The 22,781-nt window shown below is 58.6% G+C and carries 21 protein-coding genes; 1 reads left to right on the top strand and 20 read right to left on the bottom strand.

Going from position 1 to position 22,781, the window contains the following annotated elements; translation table 11 throughout:
- Positions 1-46 precede the first annotated feature (46 nt).
- Together H621_RS0106215 and H621_RS0106220 are read right to left on the bottom strand one after the other, a co-directional pair.
- Positions 47-1,378, bottom strand: a complete 1,332-nt coding sequence (locus tag H621_RS0106215) for an MFS transporter (protein ID WP_028942541.1) — start codon at positions 1,376-1,378, stop codon at positions 47-49.
- Positions 1,379-1,525: 147 nt separating this feature from the next.
- Entirely contained in the window at positions 1,526-2,482 is a 957-nt protein-coding gene (locus tag H621_RS0106220) for an AraC family transcriptional regulator (protein WP_028942542.1), read from the bottom strand.
- A gap of 129 nt (positions 2,483-2,611) precedes the next feature.
- Between H621_RS0106220 and H621_RS0106225 the strand changes: the two genes are divergently transcribed.
- Positions 2,612-3,490 carry a LysR family transcriptional regulator gene (locus H621_RS0106225; protein ID WP_028942543.1) on the top strand — a complete coding sequence of 293 codons (879 nt, stop codon included), beginning with the start codon at positions 2,612-2,614 and terminating at the stop codon, positions 3,488-3,490.
- A 46-nt stretch (positions 3,491-3,536) separates the two neighbouring features.
- Here H621_RS0106225 and H621_RS0106230 read toward each other — a convergent pair whose 3' ends face one another.
- From H621_RS0106230 to mnmE, 18 genes are all read right to left on the bottom strand, one after another.
- On the bottom strand, positions 3,537-4,769 hold the full coding sequence (locus H621_RS0106230; RefSeq protein WP_028942544.1) for an acetamidase/formamidase family protein: 1,233 nt from the start codon (positions 4,767-4,769) through the stop codon (positions 3,537-3,539).
- Between the two features lie 268 nt (positions 4,770-5,037).
- Positions 5,038-6,873: a glutamine--fructose-6-phosphate transaminase (isomerizing) gene (glmS, locus tag H621_RS0106235; protein ID WP_028942545.1), complete on the bottom strand. Its 1,836-nt coding sequence runs from the start codon at positions 6,871-6,873 to the stop codon at positions 5,038-5,040.
- Entirely contained in the window at positions 6,873-7,652 is a 780-nt protein-coding gene (locus H621_RS0106240) for a DeoR/GlpR family DNA-binding transcription regulator (RefSeq protein WP_028942546.1), read from the bottom strand. The genes glmS and H621_RS0106240 overlap by 1 nt, the downstream gene beginning before the upstream one ends.
- A 217-nt stretch (positions 7,653-7,869) precedes the next feature.
- A complete protein-coding gene (glmU, locus tag H621_RS0106245; RefSeq protein WP_028942547.1) occupies positions 7,870-9,237 on the bottom strand; it encodes a bifunctional UDP-N-acetylglucosamine diphosphorylase/glucosamine-1-phosphate N-acetyltransferase GlmU in 1,368 nt (455 codons plus the stop codon).
- 124 nt (positions 9,238-9,361) lie between these two features.
- The gene (locus H621_RS0106250) at positions 9,362-9,781 is read right to left on the bottom strand and encodes a F0F1 ATP synthase subunit epsilon (RefSeq protein WP_028942548.1); all 420 of its coding nucleotides are present in this window, start codon (positions 9,779-9,781) and stop codon (positions 9,362-9,364) included.
- A gap of 44 nt (positions 9,782-9,825) precedes the next feature.
- Positions 9,826-11,202 carry a F0F1 ATP synthase subunit beta gene (gene atpD / locus H621_RS0106255; RefSeq protein WP_028942549.1) on the bottom strand — a complete coding sequence of 459 codons (1,377 nt, stop codon included), beginning with the start codon at positions 11,200-11,202 and terminating at the stop codon, positions 9,826-9,828.
- Positions 11,203-11,229: 27 nt separating this feature from the next.
- Positions 11,230-12,090, bottom strand: a complete 861-nt coding sequence (atpG, locus tag H621_RS0106260; protein ID WP_028942550.1) for a F0F1 ATP synthase subunit gamma — start codon at positions 12,088-12,090, stop codon at positions 11,230-11,232.
- A gap of 50 nt (positions 12,091-12,140) precedes the next feature.
- Positions 12,141-13,685: a F0F1 ATP synthase subunit alpha gene (gene atpA / locus H621_RS0106265; RefSeq protein WP_028942551.1), complete on the bottom strand. Its 1,545-nt coding sequence runs from the start codon at positions 13,683-13,685 to the stop codon at positions 12,141-12,143.
- Positions 13,686-13,706: 21 nt separating this feature from the next.
- Positions 13,707-14,243, bottom strand: coding sequence for a F0F1 ATP synthase subunit delta (locus H621_RS0106270; RefSeq protein WP_028942552.1), 537 nt, complete (start codon positions 14,241-14,243; stop codon positions 13,707-13,709).
- 12 nt (positions 14,244-14,255) lie between these two features.
- Complete coding sequence (locus tag H621_RS0106275) at positions 14,256-14,726, bottom strand: F0F1 ATP synthase subunit B (protein ID WP_028942553.1); 471 nt, start codon at positions 14,724-14,726, stop codon at positions 14,256-14,258.
- 57 nt (positions 14,727-14,783) lie between these two features.
- Positions 14,784-15,041 (bottom strand): F0F1 ATP synthase subunit C, encoded by a 258-nt coding sequence (gene atpE / locus H621_RS0106280; protein ID WP_003097235.1) that lies wholly within the window; start codon positions 15,039-15,041, stop codon positions 14,784-14,786.
- A 143-nt stretch (positions 15,042-15,184) separates the two neighbouring features.
- Complete coding sequence (atpB, locus tag H621_RS0106285) at positions 15,185-16,054, bottom strand: F0F1 ATP synthase subunit A (protein ID WP_010222723.1); 870 nt, start codon at positions 16,052-16,054, stop codon at positions 15,185-15,187.
- A 16-nt stretch (positions 16,055-16,070) separates the two neighbouring features.
- Positions 16,071-16,478: a F0F1 ATP synthase subunit I gene (locus tag H621_RS0106290; RefSeq protein WP_010222722.1), complete on the bottom strand. Its 408-nt coding sequence runs from the start codon at positions 16,476-16,478 to the stop codon at positions 16,071-16,073.
- Between the two features lie 149 nt (positions 16,479-16,627).
- Complete coding sequence (locus H621_RS0106295) at positions 16,628-17,500, bottom strand: ParB/RepB/Spo0J family partition protein (protein ID WP_028942554.1); 873 nt, start codon at positions 17,498-17,500, stop codon at positions 16,628-16,630.
- A 9-nt stretch (positions 17,501-17,509) separates the two neighbouring features.
- Positions 17,510-18,301, bottom strand: a complete 792-nt coding sequence (locus H621_RS0106300; RefSeq protein ID WP_028942555.1) for a ParA family protein — start codon at positions 18,299-18,301, stop codon at positions 17,510-17,512.
- Positions 18,302-18,319: 18 nt separating this feature from the next.
- Positions 18,320-18,964: a 16S rRNA (guanine(527)-N(7))-methyltransferase RsmG gene (rsmG, locus tag H621_RS0106305; RefSeq protein ID WP_028942556.1), complete on the bottom strand. Its 645-nt coding sequence runs from the start codon at positions 18,962-18,964 to the stop codon at positions 18,320-18,322.
- Entirely contained in the window at positions 18,961-20,853 is a 1,893-nt protein-coding gene (gene mnmG, locus H621_RS0106310) for a tRNA uridine-5-carboxymethylaminomethyl(34) synthesis enzyme MnmG (protein WP_028942557.1), read from the bottom strand. The genes rsmG and mnmG overlap by 4 nt, the downstream gene beginning before the upstream one ends.
- A 517-nt stretch (positions 20,854-21,370) precedes the next feature.
- Entirely contained in the window at positions 21,371-22,741 is a 1,371-nt protein-coding gene (gene mnmE, locus H621_RS0106315; protein WP_028942558.1) for a tRNA uridine-5-carboxymethylaminomethyl(34) synthesis GTPase MnmE, read from the bottom strand.
- Positions 22,742-22,781 lie beyond the last annotated feature (40 nt).

Genomic DNA, 22,781 nt, shown 5'->3' on the forward strand with positions numbered 1-22,781 from the left:
TATTAGATCGCGGGACAAGCCCGCTCCCACCCCTGCAAGGGCGGGCCTATCCCGATACCGGCAACCCAGCTCGGGCCTGCGCCACCCCACGGCCGGCAAACACCATCATGGCCACCGCAGCCACGGCCCCCGGGACGGCAAAGGCCATGAAATTGAGCGCCAGCGGCAGCTGGATGCCCAGCAACATGCCGCCCAGGATCGGCCCGACAATCGCCCCGCTGCGCCCAATGCCCGAGGCCCAGCCCAGGCCGGTGGAACGAATGCCCATCGGGTAGTACTGGGCGACACAGGCATAGGCCAGGATCTGCGTGCCGATGGTGGTCGCCCCCGCGATGGCAATCAGCAGGTACAGCACTGGGGTCGGGCTCTTGAAGCCGAGCAGGCTGATCGACAGGGCCGCCACGGCAAAGAACACCACCAGCACTCGGTCGAGCTTGAAGCGGTCACCCATCCAGCCACCGCCCACCGCACCGAAGATTGCCCCGAAGTTGAGCACCAGCAGGAATGCCAGGCTGGAACCCAGGCCGTAGCCCGCATTATTCATCAGCTTGGGCAACCAGGAATTGAGCGCATAGACCATCAGCAAGCAACAGAAAAACGCCACCCAGAGCATCAGGGTGCTCAATGCCCGACCTTCGCGAAACAGCTGCGGCACAGAGCCACCGACTTGCGTGCCGGTCGCCACATCCAGACAATCACCCGCCTGAGGCTGGTAGCTCGGTTCCACCCGCGCCAACAACTGGCTGGCTTGTTCGGTACGTCCCTGGCGCACCAGAAACCCCAGTGACTCAGGCAGAAAACGCAGGATCAATGGCAACAGCAGCAGCGGAATGATTGCCACATAGAACACCGACTGCCAGCCAAAACGCGGCAACAGCGCAATGCCCAGACCCGCCGAGAGCATGCCGCCCACCGAATAGCCGCTGAACATGATCGCCACCAGAATGCTGCGCATGCGCTTAGGCGCGTACTCATTCATCAGGGCGACCACGTTGGGCATCACCCCGCCGATACCCAGCCCGGCCAGAAAACGACAGGTACCAAATTCGGTGGGGTTGCGGGCAAAACCGTTGAGCACGGTAAAACCGCTGAACAGGATTACGCAGATCATGATGGCTTTCTTGCGGCCAATACGGTCCGACAACGGGCCGAACACCAACGCCCCGAACATCATGCCAAACAGCGCGTAGCTACCCAGGGCACCGGCTTGCAAGGGGGTCATGCCCCACTCCTGCATCAGCGCTGGCAGCACCACGCCATAGATGACCAGGTCGTAGCCATCGAAGATGATGATCAGCGCGCACCAGAACAGCACACGCCAGTGAAAGGCATTGAACTTCGCCTGATCGATCAGGCTGTTGATATCGATCGTTCGCATGAGGCGTGTCTCTTTTGTTGTTGTTATCGAAACCGTATGGCGAACCTGCCGAGCAGTGTTCGCAGCCTCAGGTTAGGAGCACAGCAAAAGGGCCAATAGCCGATTCCTGCGAATCAATATCCAGTTTGCGCAAGGCGCGATCAGGGGTCAGCGGTGACGCTTGAAGGTCACCGACGGCAGCTCGCCAAAGCGCTGGCGATAGCTTTCGGCAAAGCGCCCCAAGTGCAGAAAGCCGAAGTCCAGGGCGATTTCGGTGACATTGCGCACCGAGCTTGCCGGGTCTTGAAGGGCCGCATGAATTCGCTCCAGTTTGCGCTGGCGCACATAACCCTTGGGCGACAAGCCGGCATGGCGTTCGAACAATGAGTACAAGGAACGCTCGCTTACCCGCGCCACGTTCATCAGTTGCGCAACACTGATGTCCTGCTGCACATGGGCATCAATATAAGCAGCCAGCTGCTCGAACGAGTGGGCCTGCTGCGCCGGCTCGCTACGCTGGACATTATTGCCCAGCAGGCTGAGTAACTTGCTGGCAACGATGCGGGCGTAATGCTCCTGCACCTGCAGCAATGACTGGGTGGATTCCGCTTCTTCGCAGATCAGCCCGAGCAGGCCGACAAACCCCTCAAGCTCGTGCGTGACATGACGCGCACGGGTGAAGCGGATGCCGCCTTCAGGCACCTGCCAACGCTGGTCGACGCAGGCCTGTTCCAACAGGCCGACCGGCATTTTCAAAATGAACTTCTCGCAGTCGGCCGAGTAGGTCAGATCCACCGGGTCATCGGGATTGATCAGCATCAGCTCGCCGGGGACATAGTGATGTTCGTTGCCCCGACAGCTGGACTGGCAGTGTCCGCTGAGCAATACCTGAAGGTGATACAACGTGCCCAGCGCTGGCGAAGTGATCCGTGCCTTGCCGCCATAACTCAGGCGACACAGATCGAGGCTGGCGAACTTTCGATGGTTGATACTCGCCTGCAGATCGCCGGTGCGGTGCAAGCGCAGACTATGTCCCCCAACATGCTGGTTGACGTACTCGGACACGGCATAAGGGTCGGCGCGCTCAAACACACAGCTGCGCTCGCTCAACAGGTGGCTGCTCATGGGCTGCCCTCTTATTGTTCTTGGCGGACGATATCCACAGGGTCTGGTTATCCACAAGGCGCCAGCTTGCGTCAGCCCCGGCTAGCAGTCCAATATCTGTTGGGTGGGCAACAATACCCAGGAGGTATCATGGAACTGCGCCATCTGCGTTACTTCCGGGTGCTGGCGCAGACCCTGAACTTCACCCGCGCCGCCGAACAACTGCACATTGCCCAACCGCCCTTGAGCCGGCAGATCCGGCAGCTGGAAGAAACCCTGGGCGTCGAACTGCTGGAGCGCAGCCGGCCGTTGCGCCTGACCGAGGCCGGGCGCTACTTTTACGAGCAAAGTGCAATGTTGCTGGACCAGCTGGAACAGATTGGCGACGGCACCCGACGTATCGCCAACAGTGAGCGCCAGTGGCTGCGCATCGGCTTTGCGCCTTCGACCCTCTACGACCTGCTGCCCGAGCTGATCCGCCAGCTGCGCAACCAACAGGAACTGGAGCTGGGCCTTCAGGAAATGATCACCCTGCAACAGGTCGAAGCCCTGAAGGCAGGACGCATCGACATCGGCTTCGGGCGCATCCATATCAAGGACCCGGCCATCGACCAGCACGTGCTGCGCGAAGAACCGCTGGTGGTCGCCCTGCCCTGTGGACATCCGATGATCGGCCGGCCAATCGACCTGGTGCGCCTGGCCTTTGAACCATTCGTGCTTTACCCCGTCACGCCGCGCCCAAGCTATGCCGACCACATCATGGCTTTGTTCACCAATCAGGGCCTGAGCGTGCAGGTGATCCAATGGACCAATGAACTGCAGACTGCGCTCGGGCTGGTGGCTGCGGGCCTGGGGATAACGCTGGTGCCCGCCTCGGTACAGCGCCAGCACCGCGACGATATCGTCTACGCGCCGCTGAGCGAGTCGGCGGCGGTTTCACCGATCATTCTCAGTCGCCGCGCTGGGGATAACTCGCCGCAGGTCAGGCACTGCCTGGGTTTGATTGAAGCAATGATCGGGCATTCATAAATCATCGTTGTCTTCAATTGCCCAAGGGCTAGAGGCGTTGCAGCTTTTAATCCTCGAACTCGCTGAAGTCTGCCTTGCGGATCATTGAGTTGATGCCTTTGGTTCTATCGACCACCTGAGAGACCTGAAAATCAGTCGCGGCACTGAGGTAGGCGAACGCAATCGCTTCATCGATGCCGTATTTCGTCTTGAGGAAGTGGATCGCTTCGCGTGTGGACTTTTTCATCGCCTCGTCCAGATCCTCATCCAACCCAAGGGTGATCCAGAAATCATCTGTTTCGCCCATCGGTTGGGAAATCGAACTGCCAGGAATTTGCTTGGCGCCGCTTTTCAGCAACGTTAGGCGAAAGGTTGCCCGGGACGAACCTTCAAGCGCAGTCAGCGCCACCTCGCCATCCCCTTGAACAAAGTGGCTATCGCCGGTGTAGAACAGCGCACCGGGGACCATTACCGGGTAGTAGGCTGTGGCGCCCGCGCCCAGATCGTTCACGTCCAGATTGCCGCCATAGTGGGCCGGGGGAACAGAATGTACGGGCTGGTCGGTGTTAGCCGCAACGCCCATGATGCCCATGAAGGGATGCAACGGAAATCGGATCTTCTTGCCCGCGCCGCCATCCAGCGTGCCGACATACCCCTCCTCGCCCTGTTCGATGGGAGTGAAGATCGACAGGTTGCCGTAACGCTCCGGATGCTCGGCGCTGGCATTGGCCTGGGCCGGTTTTTTGGGGTATTCGCCCGGAAGCGCGCCAAAGCCGTGTCGACTTGAAATAACGCCATAGGGAACCCGTGGCTCGACTGCCAGAATTTCAACTTTGAGCACATCGCCCGGCTGCGCTCCTTTCACGGCAACGGGTCCCGTGACCACGTGGGGCCCATCCTTGGCGAAATCATGTGCGCGATCGGAGGCTGTCAAGGCAATCGCTTCCTTCAACACCTGCCCTGGCTTGACGCCGTGCGCTCCAAAATAGGCGACCGGATCTCGCCCCTGATCTTCCATGAGGCCTTCATGAGACAACGTGTCAAAGGTCACCACGCTTCCGGATGGGACGGTCAACACCGGCTTCGCGGTGCGATTCGGCAAGTACCCCCAACTGACATTCTCCAGCGAAGAAGGTACATAGAAATTCCCCGCATACTGACCGTGTTCCAACTTGGTCGCAGTAGCAGAGAGCTGCTCCAGAATGGAAAAAGATGACTGTTTTTCAGCCTGAGCAACTTCGGCCAGAGGGAGAAAGGCAAATGGAAGAAAACAAGAAATGAAGCGGCTGTTGGCAAGCATGAATCGTCCTCGTTGATTTAGCTCAACCAGGCCATCGCAAAATCCACGCCAAAGTACAAAGTGACTGTTTTCAACCACAGCACAGCTAAAGCGAAGCAGAAACCGCCTCTAAACAGTGCAACAACGTTCCCCAAATGGAGCGCTCGTCCACACCAGCCAGGCATCGTTGATCGATTGCCGGATACAAGAAGGGAGCCAATGAATGGCTCCCTTCCTGTTGCGACAGTTTTTATTCATCAAACCCGTTTTGGTTCGAACGCAGTAACGGCTATTCCACAGTCACCGATTTGGCCAGGTTGCGCGGCTGGTCAACATCGGTGCCCTTGAGCACGGCTACGTAGTACGACAGCAGTTGCAGCGGGATGGTGTAGAGGATCGGCGCCAGCGCATCGATGATGTGCGGTACGGCGATTACGTGGGTGCCTTCACCGTTGCTCATGCCAGCCTGTGCATCCGCGAACACGATCAGCTCGCCTCCACGGGCACGTACTTCCTGCAGGTTGGACTTGAGCTTCTCCAGCAGTTCGTTGTTCGGCGCCACGGTTACGACCGGCATGTCGCTGTCCACCAGGGCCAGCGGGCCATGCTTGAGCTCTCCGGCAGGATAGGCTTCGGCGTGGATGTAGGAGATTTCCTTGAGCTTCAGGGCACCTTCCATTGCCACCGGGAACTGAGCGCCACGGCCGAGGAACAGGGTGTGGTGCTTGTCGGCGAACAGCTCGGCGGTTTTCTCGACGATTGCATCCATCGCCAGGGCTTCACCCAGACGGGCCGGCAGGCGACGCAATTCTTCGACCAGTTCGGCTTCGACACCGGCTTCCAGGGTGCCACGCACTTGGCCCAGGGACAGGGTCAGCAGCATCAGCGACACCAGCTGGGTGGTGAATGCCTTGGTCGACGCCACACCGATTTCCGGCCCGGCCTGGGTCAGCAGGGTCAGGTCGGACTCACGCACCAGCGAGCTGATACCGACGTTGCAGATCGCCAGGCTACCGAGGAAACCCAGCTCCTTGGCATTGCGCAGCGCGGCCAGGGTGTCTGCGGTTTCACCAGACTGCGAGATCGAGACAAACAGGGTGTCGGGCTGTACCACGACCTTGCGGTAGCGGAACTCGCTGGCGACTTCGACCTGGCAAGGAATACCTGCCAGGCTTTCCAGCCAGTAACGGGCAACCATGCCGGCGTGGTAGCTGGTGCCGCAGGCGACGATCTGTACATTGCGCACCTTGGCAAACAGCTCGGCGGCTTGCGGACCGAACGCCTGGACCAGCACATGATCCTTGCCCAGACGGCCTTCCAGGGTGCGTTGCACCACAGTTGGCTGCTCGTGGATTTCCTTGAGCATGAAGTGGCGGTATTCACCTTTGTCGGCTGCTTCCGCACCTTCGTGATACTGCACGGTTTCACGCTGGACCTGAGCACCGGCTACATCCCAGATGGTGACCTGGTCGCGGCGGATTTCGGCGATGTCGCCTTCTTCCAGGTACATGAAGCGGTCGGTGACCTGGCGCAGGGCCAGTTGGTCGGAGGCCAGGAAGTTCTCGCCATGGCCAAGGCCGATCACCAGCGGGCTGCCGCTACGGGCGGCCAGCAGGCGGTCAGGCTGATGCGCGCTGATCACAGCCAGGCCGTAGGCGCCATGCAGCCGCGTGACTGCAGACTTCAGGGCATCGGCCAGGTTCGGCACGGTTTTCAAGGTGTTGTGCAGCAGGTGGACGATGACTTCGGTGTCGGTCTGGGAGCTGAACACATAGCCCAGGCCCTTGAGCTGCTCGCGCAGTTCTTCATGGTTCTCGATGATACCGTTGTGCACCACCGCCAGCTCCTGACCGGAGAAATGCGGGTGAGCATTCCCTTCGGTCGGTGCACCGTGAGTTGCCCAGCGGGTGTGGGCAATGCCCAGGTTGCCGACCAGCGGCTCAGCGGCAACGGCCGCTTCCAGTTCGCTGACCTTGCCGATTCGACGACGGCGCTCCAGGTTGCCCTGCTGGGTATAGACGGCCAATCCAGCGCTGTCGTAGCCACGGTATTCAAGGCGCTTGAGGCCTTCGATCAGAATGGTAGTGATATTACGTTCGGCGACGGCACCAACGATTCCACACATTATTCATGCTCCTTGGAGAGTGCGGCGCAAATCACATGGATGCCGCGGGCTTCAATCTGTTCGCGTGCCTCAAGGGACAAGCGCTCATCGGTAATAAGGGTGTTCAGACTGCCCCAGGGCAGCTCGAGGTTGGGGATCTTGCGCCCGACCTTGTCTGACTCGACCATCACGATCACTTCTCGCGCCACCTCGGCCATGACCCGGCTCAGGCCCAGCAACTCGTTGAAGGTTGTAGTCCCACGGGCCAAGTCGATGCCATCGGCGCCAATGAACAACTGGTCGAAATCGTAGGAGCGTAGTACCTGCTCGGCAACCTGACCCTGGAAGGATTCGGAATGCGGGTCCCAGGTCCCCCCGGTCATCAATAGCACCGGCTCATGCTCCAACTCGCTCAGGGCACGGGCCACATTCAGGGAGTTGGTCATCACCACCAGGCCAGGCTGATGGCCGAGTTCGGGAATCATTGCCGCTGTGGTGCTGCCGCTGTCGATGATGATCCGCGCGTGTTCGCGGATACGCCCAACTGCAGCCTTGGCAATGGCCTGCTTGTAGAGGGAGACAGGCTGGCCCTGATCGGCAATCAGCTCCTGAGGCAGGGTCACCGCTCCCCCGTAGCGACGCAGCAGCAGACCGTTGGCCTCCAGGGCCGCCAGGTCCTTGCGGATGGTCACTTCCGAGGTTTCGAAACGTTTGGCCAAGGCGTCGACACTCACCTCGCCCTGTTCATTGAGCAAGGCAAGAATGTTGTGTCGGCGTTGGGGGGTGTTTCGTTTCGACATGGTGTCTTTAAGTTTCGTTTCGAAAGATAACGATGCCAATCAAAACCTAAAGAAGGATATGCGTCAAGCGGGCAGACGAAAAAATCGAGTGTGGATAACTCACTCGAAGGCCAAGCCGGCGCCTACCTGCGGGCTCGAACCGCAATGTATCCACAAAAAATAAAAAGGCCGACTTATGCACAATCCAGTCGGCCTTTCTTCACGGCTATGGATAACGTCAGCTCTTCTTGATTTTCTCCGGCCGCTTCCAGCCGTCGATGTTGCGTTGACGTGCACGCCCCACTGCCAGCTGGCTGGCTTCCACATTCTGGGTGATGGTGGAACCGGCTGCGGTGGTAGCCCCGGCACCGATATCCACAGGCGCCACCAGCGAACTGTTGGAACCAATGAACACATCCTCACCCAGGATGGTCTTGAACTTGTTCGCGCCGTCGTAGTTGCAGGTGATGGTGCCGGCACCGATGTTGGAACGTGCGCCGATTTCGGCGTCGCCCAGGTAGGACAAGTGGCCAGCCTTTGCGCCTTCACCGAGGTGAGCGTTCTTCAGTTCGACAAAGTTACCCACATGGGCACGGGCATCCAGCACACTGCCCGGACGCAAGCGGGCGAACGGGCCTGCGTCGCTGCCTTCACCCATGATCGCGCCTTCGAGGTGGCTGTTGGCTTTGACGATCGCACCTTTGCGCAACGTGGTGTTCTTGATCACGCAGTTCGGACCGATCACCACGTCGTCTTCGATGACCACACGGCCTTCGAGAATCACGTTGATGTCGATCAGCACATCACGGCCGACAGTTACTTCACCACGTACATCGAAACGCGCCGGGTCGCGCAGGGTCACGCCCTGGGCCATCAGGCGGCGGCCTTCACGCAGCTGGTAGTGACGCTCCAGTTCAGCCAATTGGCGACGGTCGTTGGCGCCCTGCACTTCCATCGCGTCCAGCGGCTGTTCGGTGGCAACCACCAGGCCATCGGCAACGGCCATGGCAATCACGTCGGTGAGGTAATACTCGCCCTGGGCGTTGTTGTTCGACAGACGGCCCAGCCATTCGGCCAAACGTGCACCTGGAACAGCCAGGATGCCGGTGTTGCCTTCCTTGATGGCTTTCTGTGCCTCGTTTGCGTCTTTGTGCTCGACAATAGCTGCCACCTGGCCCTGGGCATCGCGCACGATACGACCGTAGCCGGTAGGATCATCAAGGGTGACGGTCAGCAGGCCCAATTGCTCAGGGGTTACTTTGGCCAGCAGGCGCTTGAGGGTATCCACCTCGATAAGCGGTACATCGCCATAAAGGATCAGCACGGTGTCGGCATTCAGTGCCGGCAGGGCTTGGGCGACGGCGTGGCCTGTACCCAGTTGTTTGTCTTGCAGGACGAAATTCAGATCGTCGGCGGCCAGGCGCTCACGAACAAGCTCCGCGCCGTGCCCGATAACCACGTGAATACCCTGTGGCTCAAGCTGGCGGGCGCTGTGGATAACATGGCCGAGCATGGAATTGCCGGCGACCGGGTGCAGGACCTTGGGCAGCGCCGAACGCATGCGGGTGCCTTGGCCGGCGGCGAGAATAACGATATCGAGGGACATTGACTGGCTACCAATCCTGGGTGGTCAGCGATGTGACCAAAAGAAGAAAACGCAGAAAAAGAAAAAGGGTAGCCGAGGCTACCCTTTAACTCAATCGCATCACAAGTGATTGGCCGTGGCCAGATTACTTGCCTTTGCGCATTTGCTGGACGGTACGCAGCTGAGCTGCGGCCTCGGCCAGACGTGCGGCGGCGGCGCCGTAGTCGAACTCCGCGCCTTTTTCGTTCAGGGCGTTCTCAGCAGCCTTGAGGGCATCCTGAGCCTGGGCTTCGTCCAGGTCGGCAGCACGTTGCACGGTATCGGCAAGCACCTTGACCATGTTCGGCTGGACCTCGAGGAAACCACCAGAGATGTAGAACACCTCTTGGGCGCCACCCTGCTTGGTCAGCGTGATAGGACCTGGCTTCAGATTAGTGATCAGCGGCGCGTGGCCTGGAGCGATACCAAGATCACCCAGGTTACCGTGCGCAACCACCATCTCGACCAGACCGGAGAAAATCTCTCCTTCTGCGCTGACGATATCGCAATGGACTGTCATAGCCATCTGCTTGCCTCAACCTGATTAGCGCCCCTTTCGGGGCGCCGGGATTACAGTTTCTTGGCTTTCTCGACCGCTTCTTCGATGCCGCCGACCATGTAGAACGCTTGTTCTGGCAGGTGGTCGTAGTCACCTTTGAGGATGCCGCTGAAGCCAGCAATGGTGTCCTTCAGGGAAACGTATTTGCCTGGGGAACCGGTGAAGACTTCTGCCACGAAGAACGGCTGGGACAGGAAACGCTGGATCTTACGAGCGCGGGATACCAGTTGCTTGTCGGATTCGGACAGTTCGTCCATACCCAGGATCGCAATGATGTCTTTCAGCTCTTTGTAGCGCTGCAGCACGTACTGAACGCCGCGAGCGGTGTCGTAGTGCTCATTGCCGATCACGTTCGGGTCCAGCTGACGCGAAGTCGAGTCCAGTGGATCGACCGCTGGGTAGATACCCAGGGAGGCGATGTCACGGGACAGTACGACGGTGGCGTCCAAGTGGGCGAAGGTGGTTGCTGGCGACGGGTCGGTCAGGTCGTCCGCAGGTACGTATACGGCCTGGATCGAGGTGATCGAGCCTTCCTTGGTCGAAGTGATACGCTCTTGCAGAACGCCCATCTCTTCAGCCAGGGTCGGCTGGTAACCTACTGCCGAAGGCATACGGCCCAGCAGTGCGGATACTTCGGTACCGGCCAGGGTGTAACGATAGATGTTGTCGACGAACAGCAGAACGTCGTTACCTTCGTCACGGAACTTCTCGGCCATGGTCAGGCCGGTCAGCGCTACGCGCAGACGGTTTCCTGGTGGCTCGTTCATTTGGCCGTAAACCAGAGCAACCTTGTCCAGTACGTTGGAATCCTTCATCTCGTGGTAGAAGTCGTTACCCTCACGAGTACGCTCACCCACACCGGCGAACACGGAATAACCGCTGTGCTCGATCGCGATGTTACGGATCAGTTCCATCATGTTTACGGTCTTGCCTACACCGGCACCACCGAACAGACCAACCTTACCACCCTTGGCGAACGGGCAAACCAGGTCGATAACCTTGATGCCGGTTTCGAGCAGGTCGTTGCCGCCTGCCTGGTCAGCGAAGGAAGGCGCTTGGCGGTGAATGCCCCAGCGCTCTTCTTCGCCGATCGGACCAGCTTCGTCGATCGGGTTGCCCAGGACGTCCATGATACGGCCCAGGGTCGCTTTACCGACCGGTACCGAGATAGGAGCCTTGGTGTCGACGACGTCCAGACCGCGCTTCAAGCCTTCGGTCGAACCCATCGCAATGGAACGAACTACGCCGTCGCCCAGCTGCTGCTGAACTTCCAGAGTAGTTTCCGCGCCTTGTACTTTCAGCGCGCTATAGACATTCGGAACGCTGTCACGTGGGAATTCCACGTCGATGACGGCGCCGATGATTTGAACGATACGTCCGCTACTCATAGCTGGATCCTCTGAATATTTGAACCGTTAAACCGCGGCAGCGCCGCCGACGATTTCCGAGATCTCTTGGGTGATCGCAGCCTGACGCGCCTTGTTGTAGATCAGCTGCAATTCGCTGATCAGATCACCGGCGTTGTCGGTGGCGTTCTTCATTGCGATCATCCGGGCAGCTTGTTCAGCTGCGTTGTTCTCGACCACCGCCTGGTAGACCTGCGACTCCACGTAACGCACCATCAGGCCGTCCAGCAGCTCTTTGGCGTCAGGTTCGTAGAGGTAGTCCCAGTGGTGCTTGAGTTCTTGATCCGGGGTTGCAACCAACGGAATCAACTGCTCGACCGTTGGGGTTTGCGTCATGGTATTGATGAACTTGTTCGATACCACGGACAGACGATCGATACGACCATCCAGGTAAGCGTCCAGCATGACCTTGACGCTGCCGATCAGATCATTGATCGACGGCTCTTCGCCCAGGTGGCTGATCGCTGCAACGACGTTACCGCCGAAGCTGCGGAAAAACGCCGCACCCTTGCTGCCAACCACGCAAAGATCGATCTCGATACCTTGCTCGCGGTTGACCGCCATGTCCTTGACCAGGGCCTTGAACAGGTTGGTGTTCAAGCCACCGCACAGACCACGGTCACTGCTCACGACGACATAACCAACGCGCTTTACAGGGCGGTCGATCATGAACGGGTGACGGTATTCCGGGTTGGCGTTGGCCAGATGACCAATAACCTGGCGGATACGCTCCGCATAAGGACGGCTAGCAGCCATGCGCATTTGAGCCTTGCGCATCTTGCTGACCGCCACTTTTTCCATGGCGCTGGTAATTTTTTGCGTGCTTTTGATGCTCGCAATCTTACTGCGAATCTCTTTTGCGCCTGCCATGTAACACCTATCAGGTTAGCAAGCGGGGGCTGCAAAGCCCCCGCTGCGGCTTACCAGGTTTGGGTGGCCTTGAACTTCTCGATACCGGCTTTGATGCCAGCGTCGATTTCGTCGTTGAAGTCACCCTTCACGTTGATCTTCGCCATCAGTTCGGCGTGATCACGGTTGAAGTAAGCAATCAGCGCTTGTTCGAAGCTGCCGACTTTGGCGATTTCAACGTCGGTCAGGAACCCACGCTCAGCGGCATACAGCGACAGCGCCATGTCCGCGATGGACATTGGAGCGTATTGCTTCTGCTTCATCAGCTCGGTAACACGTTGACCGTGCTCGAGTTGCTTACGGGTGGCTTCGTCCAGGTCAGAGGCGAACTGGGCGAATGCCGCCAGTTCACGGTACTGAGCCAGAGCGGTACGGATACCACCGGAGAGCTTCTTGATGATCTTGGTCTGAGCGGCACCACCTACACGGGATACCGAAACACCGGCGTTAACTGCAGGACGGATGCCCGAGTTGAACATGGCCGATTCCAGGAAGATCTGACCGTCGGTGATGGAAATCACGTTGGTCGGAACGAACGCGGAAACGTCGCCAGCCTGGGTTTCGATGATCGGCAGTGCGGTCAGGGAACCGGTCTTGCCAGTTACAGCGCCGTTGGTGAACTTCTCGACGTACTCTTCGGAAACGCGCGATGCACGCTCCAGCAGACGGGAGTGGAGATAGAACACGTCACCTGGGTACGCTTCTCGTCCTGGTGGACGGCGCAGCAGCAGGGAGATCTGACGGTAGGCAACGGCCTGCTTGGACAGGTCATCGTAAACGATCAGAGCGTCTTCACCGCGGTCACGGAAGAACTCGCCCATGGTGCAACCGGCGTATGGCGCCAGGAATTGCAGTGCGGCGGATTCCGAAGCACTGGCAACAACCACGATGGTGTTGGCCAGGGCGCCGTTTTCTTCCAGCTTGCGAACGATGTTGGCAACGGTGGAACGCTTCTGGCCGACGGCTACATAAACACAGAAAATACCGCTGTCTTTCTGGTTGATGATGGCGTCGATCGCCATGGCGGTCTTACCGATCTGACGGTCACCGATGATCAGCTCACGCTGGCCACGGCCGACAGGGATCATGGCGTCGACGGATTTGTAGCCAGTCTGTACAGGCTGGTCTACCGACTTACGCCAGATAACGCCCGGGGCAACTTTCTCGACCGCGTCGGTCTCGGTGTTGCCCAGTGGGCCTTTGCCGTCGATTGGGTTGCCCAGTGCGTCGACAACGCGACCCAGCAGTTCCTTACCAACTGGAACTTCGAGGATGCGACCGGTGCACTTGGCGCTCATGCCTTCAGCGAGGGTGTCGTATGCGCCCAGTACTACCGCACCAACGGAGTCTTGCTCCAGGTTGAGGGCCATACCGAACACGCCACCTGGAAACTCGATCATTTCGCCGTACATAACGTCGGCCAGACCGTGAATCCGCACGATACCGTCAGAAACACTGACGACGGTACCTTCGTTGCGGGCTTGAGAGGCTACATCGAGATTCTCGATGCGGCCCTTGATGATTTCACTAATTTCGGAAGGATTGAGTTGCTGCATTGCTCTGCTGCCCCTTCAAACTCAAGATTTCAATGCTTCGGCCAGTTTCGCGATTTTGCCGCGAACCGAGCCATCGATTACCAGGTCGCCGGCGCGGATCACGACACCACCGATTAGGGAGGCGTCCTCCGTCGCATGCAGGCGCACTTCCCGGCTGAGCCGTGCACTGAGAACCTTGGCGAGTTTGTCTTGCTGTTCTTGGTTCAACGCAAAAGCACTAGTGACTTCCACGTCCACGGATTTTTCTTGCTCGGCCTTGTACAGCTCGAACAAAGACGCAATCTCCGGCAACAGCAGGAGACGGTCGTTTTCCGCGGCAACATGAATGAAATTCTGTGCCTGTACATCGAACTTGTCACCGCACACGTCAATAAACGCGGCGGCCTTTTCTGCGCTCGTCAGTCGCGGGGCCTTGAGCAGGCGCTGCATTGTGCCGTCTTCCGACACTGCAGCAGCCAGGCCGAGCATGGCTGACCAATTGGCCAGTTGCTGATGGGCCTGGGCGTGCTCAAAGGCCGCCTTAGCGTAAGGTCGGGCCAACGTGGTCAGTTCTGCCATGATCGCCCTCGCTTAAATTTCAGCGGCCAGTTTATTAACCAGCTCCGCATGCGCGTTTTGATCGATTGTGGCGCCAAGGATCTTTTCAGCACCGCCAACGGCCAGGCTACCCACTTGGGCGCGCAGCGCGTCTTTGACGCTGTTAATTTCCTGTTCGATCTCGGCTTGAGCCTGAGCCTTCACACGGTCAGCTTCGACGCGGGCCTGATCACGGGCTTCCTCGACGATCTGAGCACCGCGCTTCTTGGCTTGCTCAATGATTTCGGCTGCCTGAGCTTTCGCTTCGCGCAGTTGCTGACCCGCTTTATCTTGGGCCAACTCCAGGTCGCGAGCTGCTCGGTTGGCAGCGTCCAGTCCATCCGCGATCTTCTTCTGACGTTCTTGCAATGCCGCGATGACCGGAGGCCACACGAACTTCATGCAGAACAGCACAAAAATGAAGAACGCAACGGACTGACCAATCAGGGTTGCATTAATGTTCACGCCAACACCTCGCTCGTTCTTTGTCCATCACACCAAACCACTCGAGAATTCGAGTGATTAGCCGGCGATTTGACCAACGAAGGGATTAGCGAAGGTGAAGAACAGAGCGATACCAACACCGATCATGGTGACGGCGTCGAGCAGACCGGCAACGATGAACATTTTAACTTGCAGCATTGGAACCATCTCTGGCTGACGAGCAGCGCCTTCCAGGAACTTGCCGCCCAGCAGGCCGAAACCAATGGCGGTACCCAGAGCACCCAGGCCGATCAGCAGAGCAACAGCGATAGCGGTAAGACCAACTACAGTTTCCATCTTTCCTCCCGACTTTTACGTCGTATTGGTTAGGTTTTTTAGTTTGAAGCGGTAAAACAAAATCGTTTGGTACAGCTGCCCTTGCGGACGTTTTCGACCCTCCCCGATACCTGCGGAAGGGTCATCAGACACGCCAGGCGGTCTTAATGGTTATCTTCGTGAGCCATCGACAGGTAGACGATGGTAAGCATCATGAAGATGAACGCTTGCAGGGTGATGATCAGGATGTGGAACACAGCCCACGCCCATTGCAGCACCACACCCAGGCCGCTCAGCCACAGCAGGCCGCTGCCGAACATCACGGCGATCAGGATGAACACCAGCTCGCCGGCATACATGTTGCCGAACAGACGCAGGGCCAGCGAAATCGGCTTGGCGATCAGGGTGACGAATTCAAGCAGGAAGTTGACCGGAATCAGCAGGATCTGAACGAAGATGTTCTTGCTGCCGAACGGGTGCAGGGTCAGTTCGCCGAGGAATCCGCCGATACCCTTGACCTTGATGCTGTAGAAGATGATCAGGGCGAACACGCTGAAGGCCATGGCCAGGGTGGCGTTCGGGTCGGTGGTCGAAACGGCACGGAAAGGAATGTGCGGATCACCGGAGATCAGGATGGCCAGCTGAGGAATCCAGTCGACCGGGATCAGGTCGATGGCGTTCATCAGGAAGACCCAGACGAAAATGGTCAGCGCCAGTGGGGCGATCACCGGGCTGCGACCGTGGAAGCTGTCCTTGACGCTGCCGTCAACGAACTCCACCAGCACTTCAACGAAGTTCTGCAGGCCGCCAGGCTGGCCGGAAGTTGCCTTCTTGGCTGCCATGCGGAACAGGAATACGAAAAGCAGACCCAGTGCGACCGACCAACCCAGGGTGTCCAGGTGGAAAGCCCAGAAGCCCATTGCCTTGGCTTCTGCTGCGGAATGGGCAAAGCCCCAACCGCCGTCTGGTAGTTGACCGAAGGTCAGGTTCTGCAAGTGGTGCTGGATATAGCCCGAAGCGGTTTCTGCTGCCATGGTTGCCTCAAACGCCCTAAGGTCTCGAAAGTCTTATATTCATCAGCAGGGGCGCGAACCAGCTGACCAGTTGGGTCAACAGAAAGACACCGAAGACTGCTAACGGCGCCAATGGCTTCACTCCTGCAAACGTCAGTGCAAAAAGCACTGCCGTCAAAATCAATTTGCCTGCTTCGCCTGCGTAAAACGACTTGACGATAGCCTGCGCTGCCCTGGCCCCCGTGTAACGAAAAGCCTTCCAGGCGAAATACACATTTGGCAGCCAGGCAATCAGTCCTCCGCAGAGTGCTGAATATCCACTGACCGCCCCGTGCCACTGCCACAACGCCAAAGTTGCCAACAGAAACACGACACATTGAGCCAACAGTACCGGAAAAACCGCCCAGCGATGGAAAGGCAGGCGGTTTGGCGTGCGGGTTTCCATCACAACTGCTCCTCGAAAGTCGACCAACCAGTCAGCAATGACTTGGCATAATTTGTGCCGACAAAATGCGCGCAGAGTATAGGGGCGGTTTAACCCCTATTCAACTGCCGGGTAGTGATTTCCGACTACGCGCTACAAAAGGAATTGTTTCAGCGGATGTGTGCTAGCACACCTTGCAACTCATCTAACGAGTTGTATCGGATAACTAGTTGGCCTTTGCCTTTGTTGCCATGTCGTATCTGTACCGCCGAGCCCAGGCGCTCTGCCAGACGCTGTTCAAGGCGGGTAATGTCCGGGTCTGGCTTGGCGGGTTCGACAGGCTCCGGCTTGCCGTTGAGCCACTGTCGAACCAGTGCCTCAGTCTGGCGCACGGTCAGCCCACGTGCGACAACATGACGCGCCCCGTCCACCTGTTGCTCATCCGGCAAACCGAGCAATGCCCGGGCATGTCCCATTTCCAGATCGCCATGGGACAGCATGGTCTTGATGACCTCAGGCAGCGAGATCAGGCGCAGCAGGTTGGCCACGGTTACCCGTGACTTGCCCACCGCGTCGGCGACCTGTTGCTGGGTCAGCTGGAACTCCTGCTGCAAACGCTGCAACGCGATCGCCTCCTCCACCGGGTTGAGGTCTTCGCGCTGGATGTTCTCGATCAGGGCCATGGCGATGGCTGCTTCATCGGGCACATCGCGGACCATGGCCGGGATGGTTTCCATTCCGGCCTGTTGGCTGGCGCGCCAGCGACGCTCACCGGCGATGATCTCGTAGCGGTTCTCGGCAATCGGGCGGACCACGATCGGTTGCATGACGCCCTGGCTCTTGATCGACAGAGCCAGTTCCTCCAGCGCCTGCGGGTCCATGTCCCGGCGTGGCTGGTACTTGCCGCGCTCGATCAGGTCGAGCGGCAGATGTTGAAGTTCTTTTTGGTCGACCTTTACAGCCTGCTCTTCGAGCGCGCTGACGGTAGGACCACTGAGCAGTGCATCCAACCCACGTCCGAGACCCCGTTTCTTAACGGCCATACGGATTCCTTAAGTTGTTTGTGCAGTGCGAGATGGACGGCGCTGACGGCGTACGAGTTCCCCAGCCAGGGCCAGGTAAGCCAGTGCTCCACGCGATTGCTTGTCATAGGCCAGGGCCGGCATACCGAAACTCGGAGCCTCGGCCAGGCGGATGTTACGGGGGATCACCGTATCGTAAAGCTGATCGCCAAAATGCTCCTTGAGCTGCGCCGAGACATCGTTGATCAGGCTCAGACGCGGGTCGTACATGGTCCGCAGCAGGCCTTCGACCTTCAGGTTCGGGTTCAGGCGTTCGCCGATGCGCTTGATGTTATCCACAAGGTCGCTCAAGCCTTCCAGGGCAAAGTATTCACATTGCATCGGAATGATGACGCCATCGGCGGCCACCAGCGCATTGAGGGTCAGCATCGACAGCGACGGCGGGCAATCGATCAGGATGTAGTCGTAATTCTCGCGAATGGGCGCCAGCGCCGTGCGCAGGCGACTTTCCTTCATCTGCATTTCCAGCAGCACCACTTCGGCAGCGGTGAGGTCGCGGTTGGCCGGCAGCAGCTGGTAACCACCGTGTTCGGAAAAATGCATGGCCTGGGCCAGGTCGCATTCACCGATCAGCAGGTCGTAGACCGAGTGTTCCAGGACGTGTTTATCCACACCGCTACCCATGGTGGCGTTGCCCTGTGGATCGAGATCGATCAGCAGTACGCGGCGCTTGGTTGCCACCAGCGATGCTGCGAGATTGATACAGGTGGTGGTTTTACCCACCCCCCCTTTCTGGTTCGCGATTGCGAATACCTTAGCCATTCTTGCTTGTGTTCCCAGTCATGCCGTGCGGCGCAGTATCAGCAGATGGCGTTGGCCTTGGCAACCCGGTACGGTCAAGGCCTGCTCGCTATCTACTCTGAAATCTGCCGGCAATGCTACCAGTTCATCGGCAGGATGCAGCCCTTTCATTGCCAGCCACTGCGTCTGGCCGTCGCCGAGATGGCGCGTCCAGTTGGTGAAGTTCTCCATGCTGCTGAAGGCACGGGACACAATTCCAGTGAAGGGGAGCTCCGGTTGGTACTCCTCGACCCGTTTGTGGATAACTTGCAGGTTGTCCAGCTTCAGTTCCAGTTTCACCTGGGTCAAAAAGCGGGTTTTCTTACCGTTGCTGTCGAGTACCGTGACTTGCTTGTCCGAATGCAGGATAGCCAGCGGAATGCCCGGCATGCCGCCACCGCTGCCGACATCGAGCCACCGCTCGCTGTGGATAAACGGCATGACGCTCAGACTGTCCAGCAGATGGCGGGACACCATTTCGTCCGGATTGCGCACGGCAGTCAGGTTGTACGCCTTGTTCCACTTGATCAGCAAGGCCAGGTAGGCCAGCAATTGCGCGTGCTGGGCCTCGCTCAGCTCGACACCAAGCTGGCGGGCACCTGTGGACAACTCTTCGGCGTGTTGAGGGGTGACCAGAGAACTCAAGCGCTTTGCTCCAACTCGCGGCCTGCGCCGCGTTTTTTCAGATGAATCAGCAACAGAGAAATCGCCGCCGGGGTCACGCCGGGGATACGCGATGCCTGGCCCAGGGTCTCGGGCCGAGTCTGGCCGAGCTTGCTCTGAATTTCCTTGGACAGACCGGAAATACCGCTGTAGTCGATATCGTCGGGCAGGCGGGTGTCTTCGCTGGCACGCAGGCGGGCGATTTCTTCCTGTTGCCGGTCGATGTAACCGGCGTATTTGGTCTTGATCTCGACTTGCTCGGCGACCTGTGGATTGATTTCGGCACCGCCGGTCACTTCCATCAGGCCCACATAGTCGATTTCCGGGCGGGTCAGCAGGTTGAGCAAGTTGTATTCGTGGCTCAATGGTGTACCGAACTTCTCGGCAATGGCCTGACCCTGCGCCGTATCCGGGCGCACCCAGGTAGATTTCAGGCGTTGTTCTTCCTGTGCGATGCCTTCGCGCTTGGCACTGAAGGCCGCCCAACGTTCGTCATCGATCAGGCCGAGCTCGCGACCTTTTTCGGTCAGACGCAAGTCGGCGTTGTCTTCGCGCAGGATCAACCGGTATTCGGCACGTGAAGTGAACATCCGGTAAGGCTCCTGGGTACCCAGGGTGATCAAGTCGTCGACCAGCACACCGATGTACGCCTCGTCGCGACGTGGGCACCAGCTTTCGCGGCCTTGCGCACGCAGAGCGGCGTTGGTTCCGGCGAGCAGTCCCTGGGCACCGGCTTCTTCGTAACCGGTCGTACCGTTGATCTGTCCGGCGAAGAACAGGCCACCGATGACTTTGGTTTCCAGGCTGTACTTGAGATCACGCGGATCGAAGTAGTCGTACTCGATGGCGTAGCCCGGCCGCACGATGTGTGCGTTTTCCATGCCGCGGATCGAACGGACGATCTCCAGCTGCACGTCGAACGGCAAGGATGTGGATATCCCGTTCGGGTACAGCTCATGAGTGTTCAGGCCTTCGGGCTCGATGAACACCTGGTGGCTTTCCTTATCGGCAAAGCGATGGATCTTGTCTTCGATCGACGGGCAGTAGCGTGGGCCAATGCCTTCGATTACGCCGGAGTACATCGGCGAACGGTCGAGGTTCGACGCAATGATCTCGTGGGTCCTGGCGTTGGTATGGGTAATCCAGCAACTGACCTGGCGTGGATGCATGGCCTTGTCGCCCATGAACGACATCACCGGGATCGGTGTATCGCCTGGTTGCTCGGTCATTACCGAGAAATCCACGGAACGACCGTCAATACGCGGGGGGGTACCGGTTTTCAGGCGACCGACGCGCAGCGGCAATTCACGCAGGCGATGGGCCAAGGCAATGGCAGGAGGATCACCCGCCCGACCACCGGAGTAATTCTGCAGGCCAATGTGGATAAGTCCGCCCAGGAAAGTCCCGGTAGTCAGTACCACCGAGTCAGCCATGAAACGCAGGCCCATTTGAGTGACCACGCCACGGACCTGGTCCTGTTCGACGATCAGGTCGTCACAGGACTGCTGGAATATCCACAGGTTGGGCTGGTTCTCAAGAATTTCGCGCACCACCGCCTTGTAGATGGCCCGGTCGGCTTGTGCACGAGTAGCGCGCACGGCAGGGCCTTTGCGGTTGTTCAATACACGGAACTGGATACCGCTCTTGTCAGTGGCCAGTGCCATGGCACCGCCGAGCGCATCGATTTCCTTGACCAGGTGGCTCTTGCCAATACCACCAATGGCCGGGTTGCAACTCATATGACCGAGGGTTTCCACGTTATGGGTCAGCAGCAGGGTTTTTACGCCCATGCGTGCAGACGCAAGCGCAGCCTCGGTACCGGCATGGCCGCCGCCGATGACGATCACTTCAAAACGGGAAGGGAAATCCACCACGCACCTCGTGCCTGTTTCGGGAATAGATAGGGATAACGCACAAGTATAGGGACTTACCCCCCTCTAAAGGAACCTTTTGCACAAAATTTAACCAGGCTGTGGATGAGTGGCGTGCAATAGAAATAAAGAGAGAGAAATTTATTAAAGCTTTGTTTTTATGTTTATTCTTATACACCGCATATTCTGTGGATAAACAGCTGTAGGCCTTTGTTTACCTTATGTACAGCGATTCAAAACCCTGTGGTCTAGTGGTCATGAGCGTTCTGGATAAGCGCTTTAAGCCTGTGGATTAAAGTGCTACTTACCCACAGGCGCAGTTATCTTCAGTTTTGAAGACCAGTTATCAACGGAGCTGAAGGCGAGTTTTCCACAGGGCTTAATCCGCACAAATCGGGATAGAAAGACAAGCGAGAGGGCAGGACGAGCGAATTTGCTGTCCTGGCGAGAGGGGGGTCGGGTGGAAAAAAGAGGCGTCAGCCGGGTCCGTTGCAGACCCGGCTGTGGATAAAGACGTTTACTTGCCGATGCAGAAGCTGGAAAAAATGCGACCCAACAGGTCGTCAGAGCTGAAGGCGCCCGTGATCTCTCCAAGGGCCTGCTGAGCCTGACGAAGGTCTTCGGCTAGCAGCTCACCAGCACCGGCCAGGGTCAGCTGGGCACGACCGTGCTCAAGATGCGTACTGGCCTGACGCAACGCTTCCAGGTGCCTTCTGCGCGCACTGAAGCTGCTTTCGGCGGTCTGCTCATATCCCATGCAGGCCTTGAGGTGCTCGCGCAACAGCTCGAGGCCCATGTCGGTGTCCTTGGCACTAAGGGTAATGGTCACATGGCCATCTTCACTCTGTTCCATCGCAATGGTCTCGCCGCTGAGGTCGGCCTTGTTGCGAATCAGCGTGACCTTGGCTGGATCTGGCCGCAGATCGAGGAACTCTGGCCACAAGGCAAACGGGTCGCTGGCCTCTGGCGCCGTCGAATCGACCACCAGCAGCACTCGATCAGCCTCATTGATGGCTTTGAGTGCGCGTTCCACACCGATCTTTTCGACATGGTCGTCAGTGTCACGCAGGCCTGCGGTATCGACCACATGCAGCGGCATGCCGTCGATGTGGATGTGTTCGCGCAGGATGTCCCGGGTGGTGCCGGCGATATCGGTGACGATGGCAGCTTCACGCCCGGCCAGGACGTTGAGCAAACTGGATTTTCCGGCATTCGGACGCCCGGCAATGACCACGGTCATGCCATCACGAAGCAACGCCCCCTGCCCGGCCTCACGCTGTACTGTGGATAAATTGGCCCGGACATCATCGAGCATGCTCAATACATAGCCATCGGCGAGGAAGTCGATTTCTTCTTCGGGGAAGTCGATGGCGGCTTCCACGTAGATGCGCAAGCTGATCAGTTTTTCGGTGAGGTTATCCACCCGCCGGGAGAATTCCCCCTGCAATGAACGCAAGGCGTTGCGGGCTGCCTGCGCGGAACTGGCTTCGATCAGGTCTGCGATGGCTTCGGCCTGGGCCAGGTCGAGTTTGTCATTGAGAAACGCCCGCTCACTGAACTCACCCGGCCGTGCCAGGCGGCAGCCCAGTTGTACGCAGCGTTGCAGGAGCATATCCAGCACCACCGGACCACCATGGCCCTGAAGTTCCAGCACGTCTTCCCCGGTGAATGAGTTTGGCCCGGGGAAGAACAGGGCAATACCTTCATCCAGGACCAGGCCGTCCTCAGCCCGGAAGGGGCCGTAATGGGCATAGCGGGGCATCAGTTCCCGCCCGCAGATCGCAACCCCGGCCTGCTTGGCCAGGGGCCCGGAAAGCCGCACGATCCCCACTCCCCCACGTCCCTGGGCGGTGGCAATGGCGGCAATGGTTTCACGCACAGTGTTCATGCTCGAAGGCCTCACAACAAAAACGACAGATAGCAAAACG

The organism is Pseudomonas vranovensis DSM 16006 (assembly GCF_000425805.1).
Taxonomy (GTDB): Bacteria; Pseudomonadota; Gammaproteobacteria; order Pseudomonadales; family Pseudomonadaceae; genus Aquipseudomonas; species Aquipseudomonas vranovensis.